At 46.3% G+C, this 15583-nt stretch carries 13 protein-coding genes, 1 tRNA gene and 2 pseudogenes; 9 read left to right on the top strand and 7 right to left on the bottom strand.

The genetic code is table 11. The features are described from left to right. From Q4G98_RS09955 to Q4G98_RS09935, 5 genes and pseudogenes are all read left to right on the top strand, one after another. The coding region (locus Q4G98_RS09955) for an autotransporter domain-containing protein (protein WP_301961952.1) at window positions 1-3749 on the top strand (3749 nt) is incomplete at its 5' end. A 117-nt stretch (window positions 3750-3866) separates the two neighbouring features. Further along, window positions 3867-4370 (top strand): hypothetical protein, encoded by a 504-nt coding sequence (locus Q4G98_RS09950; RefSeq protein ID WP_301961951.1) that lies wholly within the window; start codon window positions 3867-3869, stop codon window positions 4368-4370. 34 nt (window positions 4371-4404) lie between these two features. After that, the gene (locus tag Q4G98_RS09945) at window positions 4405-6348 is read left to right on the top strand and encodes a TonB-dependent siderophore receptor (protein WP_298565830.1); all 1944 of its coding nucleotides are present in this window, start codon (window positions 4405-4407) and stop codon (window positions 6346-6348) included. Window positions 6349-6382: 34 nt separating this feature from the next. Continuing rightward, window positions 6383-6814 carry an OmpH family outer membrane protein gene (locus tag Q4G98_RS09940; RefSeq protein WP_298565833.1) on the top strand — a complete coding sequence of 144 codons (432 nt, stop codon included), beginning with the start codon at window positions 6383-6385 and terminating at the stop codon, window positions 6812-6814. Between the two features lie 393 nt (window positions 6815-7207). Further along, window positions 7208-7354 (top strand): annotated as a pseudogene (locus Q4G98_RS09935) (transposase); the annotation flags it as partial. 107 nt (window positions 7355-7461) lie between these two features. Here the strand turns inward: Q4G98_RS09935 and Q4G98_RS12425 are convergent. After that, window positions 7462-8322 (bottom strand): annotated as a pseudogene (locus Q4G98_RS12425) (IS110 family transposase); the annotation flags it as partial. 117 nt (window positions 8323-8439) lie between these two features. On the opposite strand from Q4G98_RS12425, the gene Q4G98_RS09920 reads away from it, so the two are divergent. Further along, window positions 8440-8892, top strand: a complete 453-nt coding sequence (locus Q4G98_RS09920; RefSeq protein WP_298565836.1) for a tyrosine-type recombinase/integrase — start codon at window positions 8440-8442, stop codon at window positions 8890-8892. Between the two features lie 116 nt (window positions 8893-9008). On the opposite strand, the gene Q4G98_RS09915 is transcribed toward Q4G98_RS09920, so the two are convergent. Next, a tRNA-Gly gene (locus tag Q4G98_RS09915) sits at window positions 9009-9083 on the bottom strand. A 68-nt stretch (window positions 9084-9151) separates the two neighbouring features. Beyond that, on the bottom strand, window positions 9152-10294 hold the full coding sequence (locus Q4G98_RS09910; RefSeq protein WP_298565839.1) for an AI-2E family transporter: 1143 nt from the start codon (window positions 10292-10294) through the stop codon (window positions 9152-9154). A 283-nt stretch (window positions 10295-10577) separates the two neighbouring features. On the opposite strand from Q4G98_RS09910, the gene Q4G98_RS09905 reads away from it, so the two are divergent. Next, window positions 10578-11579 (top strand): nucleoid-associated protein, encoded by a 1002-nt coding sequence (locus tag Q4G98_RS09905; protein ID WP_298565841.1) that lies wholly within the window; start codon window positions 10578-10580, stop codon window positions 11577-11579. A 36-nt stretch (window positions 11580-11615) separates the two neighbouring features. On the opposite strand, the gene Q4G98_RS09900 is transcribed toward Q4G98_RS09905, so the two are convergent. Then, window positions 11616-12158, bottom strand: coding sequence for a zinc ribbon domain-containing protein (locus Q4G98_RS09900; protein ID WP_298565844.1), 543 nt, complete (start codon window positions 12156-12158; stop codon window positions 11616-11618). Window positions 12159-12346: 188 nt separating this feature from the next. Here Q4G98_RS09900 and Q4G98_RS09895 point away from each other — a divergent pair, with 188 nt between their 5' ends. Together Q4G98_RS09895 and Q4G98_RS09890 are read left to right on the top strand one after the other, a co-directional pair. Beyond that, the gene (locus Q4G98_RS09895) at window positions 12347-13072 is read left to right on the top strand and encodes a potassium channel family protein (protein WP_177560059.1); all 726 of its coding nucleotides are present in this window, start codon (window positions 12347-12349) and stop codon (window positions 13070-13072) included. Between the two features lie 31 nt (window positions 13073-13103). Continuing rightward, entirely contained in the window at window positions 13104-13637 is a 534-nt protein-coding gene (locus Q4G98_RS09890; protein ID WP_298565846.1) for a hypothetical protein, read from the top strand. Window positions 13638-13713: 76 nt separating this feature from the next. Here the strand turns inward: Q4G98_RS09890 and Q4G98_RS09885 are convergent, their stop codons facing one another. The 3 genes from Q4G98_RS09885 to Q4G98_RS09875 all read right to left on the bottom strand — a co-directional run bounded on the left by Q4G98_RS09885 (window position 13714) and on the right by Q4G98_RS09875 (window position 15583). Further along, window positions 13714-14628, bottom strand: a complete 915-nt coding sequence (locus tag Q4G98_RS09885; RefSeq protein ID WP_298565849.1) for an HlyD family secretion protein — start codon at window positions 14626-14628, stop codon at window positions 13714-13716. A gap of 81 nt (window positions 14629-14709) precedes the next feature. Then, window positions 14710-15234, bottom strand: coding sequence for a Gx transporter family protein (locus Q4G98_RS09880; protein ID WP_298565852.1), 525 nt, complete (start codon window positions 15232-15234; stop codon window positions 14710-14712). After that, window positions 15218-15583 (bottom strand): NusG domain II-containing protein, encoded by a 366-nt coding sequence (locus tag Q4G98_RS09875; protein WP_298565855.1) that lies wholly within the window; start codon window positions 15581-15583, stop codon window positions 15218-15220. Before Q4G98_RS09875 ends, Q4G98_RS09880 begins: the two co-directional genes overlap by 17 nt.

Genomic DNA, 15583 nt, shown 5'->3' with positions numbered 1-15583 from the left:
TAAGTATTACTACCAGTGGAGCAGCAATTACCGGCAACGATTATAATATTGATGCTTCGGGACATATGGTTAATATTTCGGCAGGGAATAATGGTATTATGGGCGGAAATAAAACTATTACTGTCGGAAAACTGAATATAGAAGCTAAATCCAGTGGTAGAACAGAAGGTATCAGCGTCGGCGGACAAGGTGAAACTGATGCCGAAAACCGTTTGACTATCAACGGTGATACTAATATCAATGTAAAAGGTAAAGGTTATACTTTGGGTGTTTATACTGCCGGTGCCGGCGAATTGATCATCAACGGCAACGTCACCATGAAAGGTGAAGACGGCAGTTGGGGTGTTGATGTTAATGGCGGTAGTGTTCCGGGCTATTATAATATCAGCGGTTTGTATGCAGGTTCTAACTATAGCATCCAAAAAGGTAGTCACATTGAAGTCAACGGCGCTGTTGACCTTGCGGTAAATGGTACAGGTGTACTGGCCAATGGCGGCAAGGCTACGATAGATTTAAATGGCGGCGGTACAATTCTGACTAATAAGGAAAACAGTGGACATTATGCTTTGATTTCCCAATCCGGTCATATCAATATGAATGTCAAGAAAGATGAACATGGCAATGTTGTCAGCGCTGGCGATAATAAGGTCAATGTTTATGGAAACTTGGGCGTAATGAACGGTTCAGTACATCCTAATGAACCTGATAAAACTACCAGCATCAATCTGGGCTTGTCAACGTCGGATTCCGAATGGGTTGGTATTATTGCCAATAACTTTACCGAAAAGCAGATCGCGGACGGTTGGAAAGGTGAAGTAAATCTGTATCTGTCGAATGGTGCCAGCTGGACGAACGAAGCCTATGGAACTGCCTATAGTAAATTTGCCGGCAGCACTGTGGAAAACTTTGTAGGCGGCGCAAGTGCCGATAAAGCAGGCAATATCTTCCAGAAAGACAGCAATAACCTGACCTTTAATAACTACAGCGGTTATACCAATATTTACTATGCTCATGAGAACAGTGGTGAAAACTCCACAGATTATACGGCTGGTGATACCATTGTAAAACATGCGGCAGAAGGCAGCGGCATAAGCCTGATCACAGATAACAGCGGGATCACGATCAGTGATCAAGATCAGGTAAACAGCGTGTTAAACGCTTTGGCAGGCAAGCTGACTTATAAAAACTACACTACCGGTGAAGATAACCTCAAAGGCTATGTAAAAATTGCCGACGGCTTAACAGCATCTTCGGCAGCACTGACAACAGGCGATATTACCTTCAGTAAGGATACAGGTAAAGGCAGTTACGAAGCTGGCAGCGGGGAAACTCCGGAACCTGGCGATAAAACTGAATTTACCACGCAGATCACAGGTGATGCGCAGGCAGATGTGGAATACAAGGGTGCCGGCGTGATCCAGGCTGACGGAACTTACAAATTTGATAAAGATGTAAGTATTACTACCAGTGGAGCAGCAATTACCGGCAACGATTATAATATTGATGCAACGGGACATATTATTAATATTTCTGCAGTAAATAATGGCGTAATGGGCGGCAATAAAACTATTACGGCAGATAAATTAAATGTAGAAGTTAGATCCAGCGGCAGAGTACAGGGTATAGCCGGTGGCAACAATGTGGTCATAAACGCTGATGTAAATGTTATGGCCAAGAGCAGTGGGAATGGTGCGTATGCCTTGGGAACTTATTTCACCGGCACTAATACTCTTACTGTTAATGGTAATTTATCCATGAAGGATGAGAACGGCAGTTGGGGCGTGACGAATGGTGATGCTTCGGGTGGTTATTACAGAACAAGCGGCTTATATGCCGGATCAAATTATACCATTCAAAAAGGTGGTACGATTACTGTTAATGGTGATGTGGATTTAGCTATTAATGGCACAGGCATATTTGCCAATGGCGGTGCATCTACAGTAGATATCAATGGCGGCGGTACAATTCTGACCAATAAGGAAAACAGTAGCCATTATGCTTTGATTTCCCAATCCGGTCACATCAATATGAATGTCAAGAAGGACGGACAGGGAAAAGTAACCAGTGCTGGCGATAGTACGGTCAAAATTTACGGCAACTTGGGCGTAATGAATGGTTCGGTACATCCGAACGAACCAGATAAAACTACCGACATCAATTTGGGGCTGTCTACGAAAGATTCTGTCTTGCAGGGTGTTATTGTCAATAATTTCACTGAATCTCAGGTTAAAAATGGTTGGACTGGTGAAGTTAATATGTATATGTCTAACGGAGCTACCTGGATAAATGAAGCATATGGTGGAACTAACAGCAATTTTGCCGGTAGTACAGTAGAAAACTTTGTAGGCGGCAGCGACGCAGCCCATGCCGGGTACGTGATCCAAAAAGACAGTAACCCATTGACATTTAATAACTACAGCGGCCATGCCGTCATCGTCTACGAGCATGCCAACGCTGGCACCAGCCTTGACGACTATGCAGCCGGAAATACGGTGATCAATAAAGCAACGGCTGGATCGGGAATCAAACTTTCTACGGATAACAGTAATATTGATATGAACAGCAAGGACGCCGTAGAAGCGACTTTGAACGCATTAGCGCAAAAACTGCAGTACATGGGCAATGCGGTAAGTCAGGAGGAACTGATGCTGCTGGCAGAAGAAAACAACAGCAACGGCTTAAAAGCAGAAGTAGAGATAGCCTCCGGTTTAACAGCATCGTCAACAAGCCAAAAAGTAGGCGAGATTGTATTTGACTCTGCCGGAAATGGCAGCTATGTAGCAGGATCGGTAACTGATGGCAGCGGAGACAACCCCGGAGGCGATGTAGAGATAGGCGATTATGAAAGTGACATCATGAAAGGCGCCAGAAGCGCGATGATGACCTCGATGCTGAGCTGGAGAGACAACGCGGCCGACATCTACAGCAGAGGAACGGCAGTGCGTGACGGAGCAGAAGAAGGAGCCTGGGCGCGCAGCTTCGGCGGCAAAGCAAAATATGACGGCAGCAGCACGAGTATGGAAAACAGCTACTGGGCAGGGCAGGTAGGCTATGACAGAATGCTTGCTAATGGCTGGACGCTGGGAGCAGCGATCGACTATAGAGACGGTAATGCAACCTATCTCAACGGCGGCAAAGGTGACAACAAGCTCTACAGCTTTGGTATCTACGCATCTAAAGACCTGGGTGACAACGCTTATCTGGATATGGCAGTAAAAGCAGGCAAAGTGGAGAACGAATACAGCGTCTACAATATTATTGGACAGAAGCTTGACGGGGACTACTCTACCCGTGGCTACAGCGTATCGGCGCAGTACAGCAAACGTTTCGGCGAAGAAACGAAAGGCTATGTAGAACCGCAGCTGCAGCTGACCTGGTCGCATCTTGACAGCGAAAGCTACAACACCCACAGCGGCAATAATGTGATGAATATCCGTCAGGACGCATTCAACAGCTTTGTTGGGCGCATTGGGGTACAGACTGGCGTCGAAACAGAGCGTGGCGGCTTGTTTGCCAAGTTGAGTGTGGCGCATGAATTCAGCGGCGACGTAGAAGGAAGTTACAACGCTAACGACGGCGGCCTGAAAACGACCAAATATGATCTGGGAGGAACCTGGAGCGAATTGACGTTGGGCGGTAGCTATAAACTGAGCAAATGCAGCAATTTCTATGCGGATATCACCAGAAGCCTGAGCGGTGACTATCAGCACCAATGGAAACTGAACGCAGGATTAAACTTCAGCTTCTAAAGAACAAAAATAAATAAGATCCCTTATACCTAACAGAATAACGGGCAGGCAGAGCAGTAAAAATCCCTGTCCGTTATTCTTTATAAAAATAAAACAGGAAAACAAGGAGTGGAAACAATGACAAAAGAGAAAGCAGAAACAACAGAAGTAAAAGCAGAAATAACAGCAGCGGAAGAAGCAGTAAAGGCAGAAACAAATACGGTCAGCAAAAAAATAGAGGCGATGAAGGAATTTATCGAAAAAGCAAGGATCAATGGTATCCAGCTGATAGACGCAAATGAAAACAACAAGATACTGCGGAGCAACCTGCTGATAGAAGGACAGTCACTGCCGATGTTTATAGTAGTAAACGACACAGTCTACAGCTATATTCAGGTACATCTGGTAACGGTAAAGGAAGAGAAAGCAGAAAAATGTCTGCCGTATCTTAATGAGCTGAACGAACGGTTCAGTATGCTGAAATATTTCGTCAATAAAGGTAGCAATATAGTACTTACCTGCAGTGTACCGGCATCGGACGATGCTTTTGAGCCGGCTCTTCTGATAGCGCTGATCGACCAGGTAAAAAAACATCTGGAAGAGAATTATGCCGAACTGATGAAAAAAATTTGGCAGGATTGATTTATAGACTAAATTTAATGGAGCTGTAAATTTGATGAAAAAAAGCAAAGTTTTGAAATATGCTGTCTTAAGCAGCCTGCTTGCAGTAAGTACGGCAGTGCCGACGATGGCACAGGAACTGCCGGAAGCCGATAAACTGACCAACTTTGATCTGGATCAGATAGTAGTAGTCGGTAGCCGCATCCCGGAAAAGATCACGCAGGCAAAGGCTGATATCAGTGTGGTATCGCGCCGTGAGATCGAAACGATGCACATGGCAACAGTAGAAGAAGCGCTGCGGACAGTACCGGGAGTGCAGTTCCTCAACTACGGGGCCAACGGCATCAACGCCAATCTCAGCGGCATCCGTATTAATGGCAGTAAAGACATCGTAGTGCTGGTAGACGGAGTAAGAGTAACAGATTTTCAGGGCGCTAATAACAGCGGCTATATGTATGCCTCGCTGCTCAGCAACATGGATAATATCGAGCGGATCGAAGTACTGCGCGGCGCGGCTGGAACGGTATATGGCAGCGGAGCTAAAGGCGGCGTTATCAATATCGTGACACGCAATATAAAGGCAAACAACTCTGTGGTAGATATTTCCAAGGGCAGCTTTGGCAAAGAAAGTTATAAATTCAATACGCAGGGTAAACGCGGCAAAGTTGGATACAATGTTTATTACAATAAATCGCTGTTTGGTGATACCAAAGACGGTGACGGAAACCGCTGGGAAGGTCACACTGACTCGAAAAATCTGGGGACAAAGTTCACTTATGATTTTGCAGAAGGCAATAAACTGACAGTGAGCTATGACGAAATGAAAACAGAATATAACGGTAGGGACTACATTTATAAAGGTCCGTTTGCCGGCAATTATGAATCACGCAACTTTACACTGAAGCATGACTGGGAGATATCGGAACAATGGACAAACAGCTTCGTTTACAGAAGCAGCGATATAAAAGCCAATTACGGTAAACCCAATGAAGACTATGCGAATCGAAGCGATTACTCCTATGACTTCATAAGCGAACAGCTTCGTTATAAGACTGCCCGCAACGACCTTATTTTCGGACTGGACTATTCCAAAGGAGAAAACAATCTGCAAACCAGCGCCGGCTGGGACGAAGAAGGAAACAGGATCAAAGCCAACCGCTCCATGAAAAATTACTCCTACTATATCCAGGACGACTGGGAAGTAGTGCCAAATGTAACCTTATCCGGAGGATTGAGATATGATAAGCCGGAAGGAGATGAATACGGTGCGGAAATGAAAACGCATACCTCTAAAAGTTATAAGCTAAGCTGGGATATTACAGACAAAGACAGTATTTATGCAGGGCGCAGCGATTTTTATATCCTGCCGAATATGGAACAGCTGTATTCGGAAGAATGGGGCAATGCCAAACTGGCGCCGGCAGAAGGACGTACCAGTAGTATCGGGTATAATAAAAAATTTGATGATTATAACATACTGACAGTCAACTGGTTCAAAACGGAAAGCACGAAAACGATCGGCTATACGGGAGACGGACATTACCAAAACTTTGACAACGCAGTATCACGCGGCTGGAATGCGCAGTATATGACGCAGATAGGTAAACACTGGAATGCAAATATTGGCTGGTCGCATCTGTTCCATGATGCAGGGGGAGATAACTATGCAATGGGGTACTATCCTAAGAACATGGCAACTTTCGGAGTCTACTACAACTATGCCAAAGTCAGCGCCGGTTTTGACGGCTTTTACTTTATGCGCAAAGTCAATCCCAACTATGCCGATAAACAGGGCTGGCCGGGAGACGATTACGGCGTATTCAATCTAAGCGTTAACTATGCACCGACGAAGAACCTGACCTTCTACACCAAGATAGATAATGTTTTTGACAAGTTATGGGCTGAGCACACTAACGTTATCCATATGGGCGGCAAGCCGGGGACATGGTATGCGATGCCGGGACGCAGCATTATTGTAGGCATGCAGCTGAAATTCTGATATAGATTTTGATAAAACGAAAAGAGGATGAATAATGAAAAAGAAAATCATGGCTTTTGTAATGACTTTGATGATGAGCCTGGGGATCTGTGCGACGTCGTTTGCAGCAGAAGCTGGAGGTGTAGTAGGCTTTGTAAATATGCAGGTTATTTTAAACAGCTATCCGGGCATCAAGGATATTGCCAGGCAGATAGCAGATAAACAGAACGCGCTGCAAAAGGAATTTAATGAACGGTCGCAAAATCTGGATGATAAAGGCAAGGCAGAGTTGCAGGCTAAGTTGAATGAGGAACTGGGCAAGTTTGAAAGCAGCAAAATGGCGCCGGTACAAAAAACTATTAGCAAGACTATTTTGAAAGTGGCAAAGGAAAAAGGTATTCAGAGTGTTGTTAACGCCGGTGCAATGGTAGCAGGCGGTAAGGATTTGACGGGCGAGGTAGTTAAAGAATTGAAAAACAAGGAATGATTTTCAGGATTATCATAGAATAAGAAGTTAGAAAAAAGCAGCGGCGGCGACGCTGTGAATGACTGGCGTGCAGATCTTGGTATGCGCTGGACTTTCTAAATTAATCCGAATAAAACAATAAAGTAATAAGAATTTTTGGCCTTCATAACACTAACAGTTATGAAGGCCAATTTCTCGATAATATATTAAAAATAAGTTATTTCTAATTGTTTGAACTTTATATTTGTGTCATCATTAAATAATGAAGAATGGTGGTGCCAGATTTGAAATATTTATTTAATTATTGTGCCGTACCTTTATGCGTGTGCGTATAGATTGTTAAATAAAAACTCATCATTCCGTGTAGAATAGTAATTGTTCAAGTCACTATGCCAGGAAAGGAATGATGAGTTAATGGCTAATAAGGCAAATAGTTTGTCACATACAAAATGGGTTTGTAAATATCATATTGTTTTCACTCCTAAGTATAGACGAAAAATTATCTACAATCAATACAGAAAAAGTTTAGGAGAAATTTTGAGATTATTATGTAAATACAAGATTAACTATTAAAAGTCAAGCTGGAAAATAGGAAGAGATACCAACACAATTAGTTAAAAAAAGGCACCACAAATAAAGGTCAAATAAGACCTTTGTAAACAAAATGACTAAATCGCTAACTGGTAAGGTTGTTTAGACTTTTCCAGAGCAAAAATCAGGCGTACTAATTTCTTTGCTGCGTGAGAAATAGCGACATTGTAATGCTTACCCTCGGATCGTTTCTTAGCCAGATAAACAGAAAAAACAGAGTCCTAATGACATACAAATTTAGTAGCATTAAAAATGGCGTAACGCAGATACCTTGAGCCACGTTTTTCCATATGAGGATAACAGTTTTTTAATTGACCAGATTGGTAGGTTGAGGGAGAAAGACCAGCATAAGCTAAAAGTTTATCGGCAGACTCAAATCTGGAAAAATCACCGGTTTCAGCAATTATCATGGCAGCCATCCTGGTTCCTAGTCCAGGAATAGTAGTAATTGGAGAGTTAATCGACTCCATGATCTTGTTTATTTCTTCTTCAATGTCGTTTATTTCAGAATCTAATATCCGAATAAGATGAATAGTATGTCTAAGTTCCAAAGATTTGGCAGGCAGAGTAGAACCGAGCGAAGTTTTAGAAGCTTGACGGAGTTTAAGCGCCATATCTTTACCATAGCGGCCTTTAGAAGCATCATGGAGCAATGTTTTTAGCCTTGTAAGATGTGCTCCTGAAATCTGATCGGCACCAGGGAAATTTTCCAGCAAAGCATATACCGATGTCATGTGGAGTGTAGGAACCAGCTGTTCTAATTCTGGAAAAAGGATACAAACAAGACGTGAAATGGAAGATTTTAACTTAGCTCGTACTTTAACTTTATCAAAGCGATATCTGGTTAGTGACTTTAGCTCCTCATTGTGGTACGCTGTGTCTGAATAGGGCTTGAGGCTTAAATCAGACAAAAGCATAGCTGCAATATTGCGTGCATCCTGGCGGTATTTAACTGATTAACAAAAATGTAAGAGACTGTGGTTTGAACCTTTCTTGAACCATCTTGTGGTAGGAACAGAAGACAAATCCACAGCATATCACATAATGCTTACAAGGTGGCAAATAAACCACAGGGGGTAAAAGCGCCTAAATCAGAAAAATCTAGAAGGGCAAGTTATATAGATGAAACTCTAAAGAAGTTATTAACCAAGCATTGGGAATTTCAAAATAAGTATTTATTGGAAAAAAGATATATTAATCCTAATAATTACGTATTCATAAGTGAGAGAAATGTTGGCCCGTCAGGAATAGTAAAAGCAGCCAATATTAGTTCATTATACACTTGGTTAAAGAGATTTACACGTAAAAATGGGTTGTCGCAGGTTGGTCCACACGCATTCAGACATATGGGTGCCACTTATGCTCTAATGGAAGGGGTTCCTTTAACGGTAGTACAAGATTTATTAGGGCATTCAGATATTACAACTACTTCGATTTATTTACATTCGATAGCGTCTAAAAAGAAAGAGGTTGTAAAAGTATTGGGAAAATATACTGATAATATTTAATGATTTGAGTTGCTTGAAGATAATTTTTGAAAAAATAAGCGACAAATAAGCGATAAACCCCATTAAAGTATGAAAAAAACCAGTTCTGCTTTATAGCAGAACTGGCTTATACACTATGGAGCGGGTGACGAGGCTCGAACTCGCGACACGCGGCTTGGGAAGCCGCTGCTCTACCACTGAGCTACACCCGCATGATTACTAAATTATTATAGCACAAACCTTGTTAGTTGCAAAGCTGCTGCAAGAAAAAATATGATATTTAAGCGTTATCTTTCTGTCCAATGTTTTTCTGCTGCAGCTGTTGGCGTACGCTGGCTGACAAAATATAAGCTAAAACGGAAGCCACTGGTACGCTGACGATGATGCCCAGGACGCCGGCCAGACTGCCGCCAACGGTGATGGCTGCCAGTACCCAGATTTCTGATAGACCCACGGATTTACCAACGATCTTAGGATAAAGGACATCGCCTTCGATGCGCTGCAGCACAAAGAAGAAAAGAATAAACAGCCAGATCTTGCCGGGAGCGGCCAGCCCGATGAGAATAAGGCCTAAAAGAGCGCTGATAATGGTGCCGATGATAGGTATAATAGCCAGAAAGCCGACGATGACGGAGATGGACAAGGCGTAGGGCAGACCTAAGAGCAGCATGCCGGCGAGGCATAATAATCCCAGGCAGAAGGCTTCCAGCAGCTGACCGCCGATATAACCTGAGAAAATCGCATGGGCGGCACGGCCAAGATCAAGCAGGTAAGCCGCGCGTTTACTGCTGCAGAAGGCTAAAATCAGATCGCGGGTCTGGTTAGCGATTTTTTCTTTGCTTAATAACAGGTACACAGCAAAAACAGCGCCGATAACGATATTGCTGATCAGGGAGATGATAGAGGTCGTGATATTTAAGGTATTATAGAATAAGGTCGTTTTATTAGTTTCCCAGTAGGTGTCGAGGGCGTGCAGTAATTCTGACCACTGCGCCTGCAGGTAATCCAGCGTATCAGGCGAAAGCGCCAGTTCAGCCCACTTCTCTTTCAGGGAAAGTGTCACTTCGGCAGAGGCTTGGGGCAGAGTTTTGACGATCATATTGAAGCTCTGGTGCAGGTCCGGGCCGATTTTGAGGCCGCCGATCAGGACGACGCCGATGATAACGGTCAGGGTGACGATCAGGCAGACGGGACGTTTGATTTTTTGGGGCCAGTCAGAGCGGAAGCGTGCAAACAGTTTTTGCCAGAGACGTTCGATGTGCACTAAAGGCACATTGATGATAAAGGCCAGGCAGCCGCCGATGATAAAAGGCATGATTAAATTGAAGAAGAAGCCAAGCAGGGCCAGCGCCGCTTCATAACGCCAGAGTGCCCAGATAAAGAGGATGACTGCCAGCAAGGGCAGGAATCTTTTGCGTTCCATTATTTTTGCTCCTGTATAAATAGTTATAAACTGATTCCATTGTACCATAGAACCGACAGCCCTTAAAGGGCAATTGTCTTGGAAGTGTGAACATTTGGCGAAGTTTTGGGTCTGCCTGTTCTTGTGGTATCGTTTGAGTGCTTAATGAGGTCTTTGCGAATTTAGCACACATACATACTCTTGTGGTATTGTGTGAAAACTTGGCGAGGTATTTTCGAGCCTAGTGAGAATACATACCCTTATGGTATAATAGCACTACGAGTTTAAAAAAGTTGGTGAAAAAATGATAGTTATCAGTAAAGCGATTTTGCATATTATGGACTTTAATTCAGGCGCCACTATCTATTCAGGAGCGGAACTGGATATGGGTGCGCCTGCTACTTATGATTTTCTGGCCGGACATCTGGATAAATTATTCAAGGACGCTTCGGCGAAAACAGGGCAGTTCCTGCCGGAAAGCGTTTTCAGTCAGACGGCATCTAATTATTTGGATGAACATATCACTTTTGCTGATTTCAGCGCCGGTATCTGCAAAGATCTGGATGTCTGCCTGACAGATGCCGGTGAGACGGATATCGTCGATGTCGTTGTCTGTGATTTTACGATCGAAACGGAGCGTTATCTGGGACTGATGCTGTATGGCAGCCGGCCTGCGTATACCCATCAGGTAGTCAACGACGGCACTGCTGTACGCAACGAGATAATCCGCCATTATGCGATCCTGCCGAATCCGGTGCAGAAGGTCAATACTTTTGCGCTGGTCAATGTTGCCAGCGGCGAGCTGCGCTTTGCCGATAAAAAACGCAGTATCGGCGGCGAAGACGTATATATCCTGCCGCAGCGGATCCTGCAGTGCAGCACTAATACCTCGACGCGGGAAACGGTAAAGCTGGTAACGGAAATGGCGGGGCAGATCGCTGAAAATTACGGTTACAGCAGTACGGAAGCCGTAGCCAGGGTCAAAGGCTATCTGGCGGAAACGGCTGAAACTGACAGTAAGCTGACGACGGCTGCGCTGGCTAAAGAGGTATTTGCCGATTCCGAGGTGCTTCAGCAGGAGCTGCAGAAAGGGCTGGAAGAAGCGAAGCTGCCCGAACAGGTACCAGTGGATAAAAATTACGCGCTGCGCGCGAGTAAGTCGCTGAAGATCAAAACTGATACGGGGATCGAGATCATCGTGCCGGCCGAATGTCTGGAAAACAGCGATTATATTGAATTTGTTAGCAATCCTGACGGCAAGATCTCCATTTCGATCAAGAATATCGGCAAAATATTGAACAGATAAAAAACCAGTCCTTATGGACTGGTTTTTTTATGAACCTCAAGCTTTGGGTTCTGTTTTTTCTGTTTCCTCTGCCGCTGCGGCAGGAGCGCCTGTGACTTCGGCTGTTTCCACCTTGCTTTCGTCAACAGTTTCTGTCAGCGGGGCCTGTTCTTCTTGAACGATTTCCGGTTCGTGGACCGGCATTTTGCCGCCGCATTCGCCGCAGAATTTGGCGTTGAGCGTTACCTGGGCGCCGCAGTTGGGGCAGGCTGTTTTCGGTTCTTCGCCGGAAAAGGCGGTAGCTTTGATTTTGGCGATCGCGATTTTCAGCTCGTCGATCTTGGTCAGCGCTTCGCTGATAGCGGTGCAGTGTTCCTTGAATTCTTCCGGGATCTCTTCACCGGCTTCAAATTTGGCCCACATGATCTCGCCGATCTTTTTGTGCGTATCGCTGATCTTACCGCGTTCTTTATTGACTTGAGAGTTCAGGCGCTGGATTTCGAGGGCAGCTTCTGCTTTTTCACCAAGAGTTTTGGTGAGTTCTTCTGTTTTTTCAGCGGCGGATTTAACGATCTCGCCAAGTTTGTTTAAAAGTGCCATGATATTTGCCTCCTGATACATAAATTTTTGTTGTTCATATTTATTATAACATAGAAAGACCGGGGATAATACAGCTGCGGCAGGAGCGCGGCCGAGTTTTTTAAATAAAAAATCCTTAGGATACTTTCTTAACTACAGGCAATCGTGATACAATGCAAAGAGAGTCTGTACGAAAAGAGATGACGCGAATGAAAGTAAGAATAGATGTTTTTGGCCTGAAAAAATGGTATAAGCAGCTGCTGGACGAAAATTTTTACAAGTTTCTGATCTCGCTGGGATTATTGGCCTGCGCGCCGGTGATCGCCAGTATCCTTTTTGATTACATAGTTATTTATGGTAATGGGCGGTTCAAGGCGGGCCTGCTGCTGGGCATCGTGCTGCTGCTGTTGTTTTTACTGCTCAGCTTTATCAGTATTGCCATCTGGGCGGCAATCAACAGCAATACGACGGGGCAGCGGCGGATGCTGCTTATTATCAGCGCCTATCTGATGATCTGGCTGGCCTTTGGCAATCTGTACTATTTTTTCAGTGATACCGAAAATTTTGTGGTGACCAACACGACCAGCGTCGAAGGGCTGGTCAAAGAGTGGGACGGCGATATGCATGTGACAACGCTGCAGGAAAGCACGGTTCTGCGTAATGTGCCGCATTTTTGGGAACTGGTGCCGGAAAAAGACGGATCAGGTAAAGAGCAGCTGCTGCCGCGGACAGTCAATCGCCTGAACGGATATATCGACTGCCTGTATTTCAGCGGCGTCAGTATTTTGACTATCGGCTATGGCGATATTGTGCCCGAGTCGCGGTTTTTAAAGATGCTGGTTTTGCTGGAGGGCTTTTTGGGGCAGTTCATCAATGTTGTCGCGATCGGTCTGTGGCTGTCCGGCGTTAAGGGCAGCAGTGAGCTGAAAAAATAATCATTACAGCTGGTGAAAGAGGGCGGAAAAAGTGAAAAAATTTTTATGCTGTTTGGTGGCCGGCTTACTGGCGTTTTCCGCAGTCTGCTGGCCGGTTGGCGCGTTGGCGGCAGCGCCGTTGCAGTCGGCGGACGCCGGCGTCGTTATTCCCGAAGATACTGTTTTGCAGCTGGAGCTGCTGAATTTTCTGGAAAGCAAAAGAAATAAAGTCGGCGATAAAGTTTCCGTAAAATTACTGGCAGCCGTCAGCGTTGCTGATGAGGTCATCATTCCCCGGGGTACGGTTTTGGAAGGGACTTTAAAAAAAGTGCAGAAGGGCAAGCTGTTATCACAGAAGGGCGTGATCAGGATGCGGCTGCAGGATTATTATCTGCCCAACGGTTATCTGGTAAAGTTAAATAACGAGGAAATCAAATTTTCCGGCGATATGAATTATACTTCGCTGGCGGCGGGTATAGCCGTGCCCTTTGCGGGGCTGGCCTTTAAGGGCAAAAACGTCAGCTGCAAGCCGGGGCTGCGCTTTAAGTACAAGCTGCAGCATGATGCTGTGGCGGAGCGTTATTGATTTTAAACGCTGCTGAAAAAATAACACCTTCAGGACAGAGCGGTGCGTTTCTGTTCTGAAGGTGTTATTTTTCTGTTTAGCGGGAAGCGTCATTTTTCAGACTGATACTGACTTCTGTAGCTGCCTGCAGTTCTTCCAGTTTATCTTCCAGCGTAATGGTCACGGTGCCGTTAGCGACGGCGGTGACAGTGCCGGGAAAGCTTTTTTTGAGCGCGGCGGCTTCGGCAGTCACCGCCTGACCCGGTTTTAAGGCCGCTGCCTGCTGCGGCTGCATTTTCAGTTTGACCTGGCACTGTTCTGTAGCGCGGATAGTGAGGATATGCTGTTCCTGGGCAGCCGTGTCGCCGCTGCTGAGCAGTTTTTCTGTTACGATACCGGTACAGGGACTTTGCGCTTCGTTAGCCTGCTGCTTTTGCAGCAGCTGCTGATAATGCTGCTGGGCCTGCAGGGCAACCTGTTTCTGCTGCTCGATCGCTTCGGGTGAAGCTTTGGCAGTTAAACGGGTCTGTTGTGCCTGTGCCGCTTCCAGATTGGCTTTGGCCGCTTCTAAAGCCGCCTGTGCCTGTTCTACTTTGATCCTGGCAATAGCGTTCTGGGCATAAAGAGAGGCCATTTTTTGATAGTTCTGCGAAGCTGTTTGATAAGAGCTTTCAGCACTTTGCAGTGAATAGTTGGCGGCGGCTATGGCCTGTTCGCCGCTGCCGCTTTCCAGATTGGTGAGCTCGGCTTCGGCCCGGGCTGCTTCGGTGGCGGCGTCTTCCACGGCGGCGTCAAGCTCTGGCTGTTCAATGGCAAACAAAGGCTGGCCCTGACCGATGCGTTCATTGGGTTCAAGGATCAGTCCTAATATTTTGCCGGCGGCCGGCGCTGTTATTTTATAAACCGGGATCTCGACGCTGCCGCTGCCGATAACGGTGGGCAGGGTGGCGGCCGGTTTGCCGCAGCCGGCGACAAGCAGCAGGCTGCAGCATAAAAGCAGTAACTTTTTCATGTAAAAACTTCCTTCGTCAGCTGATGTTATCTTTTACTATACCACAAGCCGGGATTTAGTAAAAGTGAAGGATCGGTGAATTTAACGCAGGTACTGCCGCAGCGTTGGCAATACTCTGGCGGCGACAGCGCCGGTCAGCAGACCGAAGGGCAGCGCTAACAGCAGCAACAGGGGCAGCAGGGCAAATAAAGCGGTGCTTTGCAGCAGTGCCGCCGCCGTCAGGATCTGTCCGGTATTATGGGCTGCCGCACCCAGGATACCAATGCCGCAGGGCGAGAACAGTTGGCTGCGCCGCCCCGCTTCCATCAGCAGCAGGCTTAAAAGCGTGCCGCCCAGACCGATGCAAAAGCCGGGCGTAAACAGGCCGGTACTCAAAAGGCCGACCAGCAGGATGCGGACAGTCAAAAAAAGCCCGGTCAGGCGCAGACCGAACAGATATAAGCAGAGAATAGTGAGCGTGTTGGCCAGTCCCGGACGGGCGCCGCCCAGTTGGACCGGCAGGGGCAGCAGGTTTTCACCCAGACGCAGCAAAACAGCCAGCGCTGCCAGCAGCGCCAGAAGCAGCATAGTTCTGGTTGTGGTCGCAGGATCAGCGGAGGAGCGCATCGGCAGAGCCTCCTTCTTCGGCAGCTGTTATTTCGATCAGCACGCCTTCGGGAATGCAGACGATCGAGCCGCCGCTGACGGCGACCTGTTTGACGCAGAGCTTATCAGGGCAGGGGGCTTCGCTGACGCGAAGGCTGCTGTGCGTTTTTGTGAGCGTCAGGCTGCCGTGTTCAGTCGGTAAACGGTACTGTGCGGGAAAATCCTGCAGCGGCTGCTGCAGGATCAGCTCATGGTGACGGGTGATGCGCACGACGGCGTCGCTGCCTGCGGCAGTGCTGCCCAGATACCAGAACCCGCACAGGGCGATCATGATGATGACTAAACAAAGCAGATAATCATTACAGCGCAT

Source organism: uncultured Phascolarctobacterium sp., assembly GCF_958349595.1.
In the GTDB taxonomy this organism is placed as follows: domain Bacteria; phylum Bacillota; class Negativicutes; order Acidaminococcales; family Acidaminococcaceae; genus Phascolarctobacterium.
The sequence above is the reverse complement of the archived record's forward strand: the minus strand, read 5'-3'. Positions and strand labels throughout refer to the sequence as shown.

Bases quoted from the DNA above. Each gene is read 5' to 3' on its own strand.
- Q4G98_RS09885 (WP_298565849.1), bottom strand. From the start codon at position 14,628: ATGAAAAAGTTACTGCTTTTATGCTGCAGCCTGCTGCTTGTCGCCGGC.
- Q4G98_RS09940 (WP_298565833.1), top strand. From the start codon at position 6,383: ATGAAAAAGAAAATCATGGCTTTTGTAATGACTTTGATGATGAGCCTG.
- Q4G98_RS09905 (WP_298565841.1), top strand. From the start codon at position 10,578: ATGATAGTTATCAGTAAAGCGATTTTGCATATTATGGACTTTAATTCA.
- Q4G98_RS09945 (WP_298565830.1), top strand. From the start codon at position 4,405: ATGAAAAAAAGCAAAGTTTTGAAATATGCTGTCTTAAGCAGCCTGCTT.
- Q4G98_RS09895 (WP_177560059.1), top strand. From the start codon at position 12,347: ATGAAAGTAAGAATAGATGTTTTTGGCCTGAAAAAATGGTATAAGCAG.
- Q4G98_RS09910 (WP_298565839.1), bottom strand. From the start codon at position 10,294: ATGGAACGCAAAAGATTCCTGCCCTTGCTGGCAGTCATCCTCTTTATC.
- Q4G98_RS09900 (WP_298565844.1), bottom strand. From the start codon at position 12,158: ATGGCACTTTTAAACAAACTTGGCGAGATCGTTAAATCCGCCGCTGAA.
- Q4G98_RS09880 (WP_298565852.1), bottom strand. From the start codon at position 15,234: ATGCGCTCCTCCGCTGATCCTGCGACCACAACCAGAACTATGCTGCTT.
- Q4G98_RS09950 (WP_301961951.1), top strand. From the start codon at position 3,867: ATGACAAAAGAGAAAGCAGAAACAACAGAAGTAAAAGCAGAAATAACA.
- Q4G98_RS09875 (WP_298565855.1), bottom strand. From the start codon at position 15,583: ATGCGCTGTAATGATTATCTGCTTTGTTTAGTCATCATCATGATCGCC.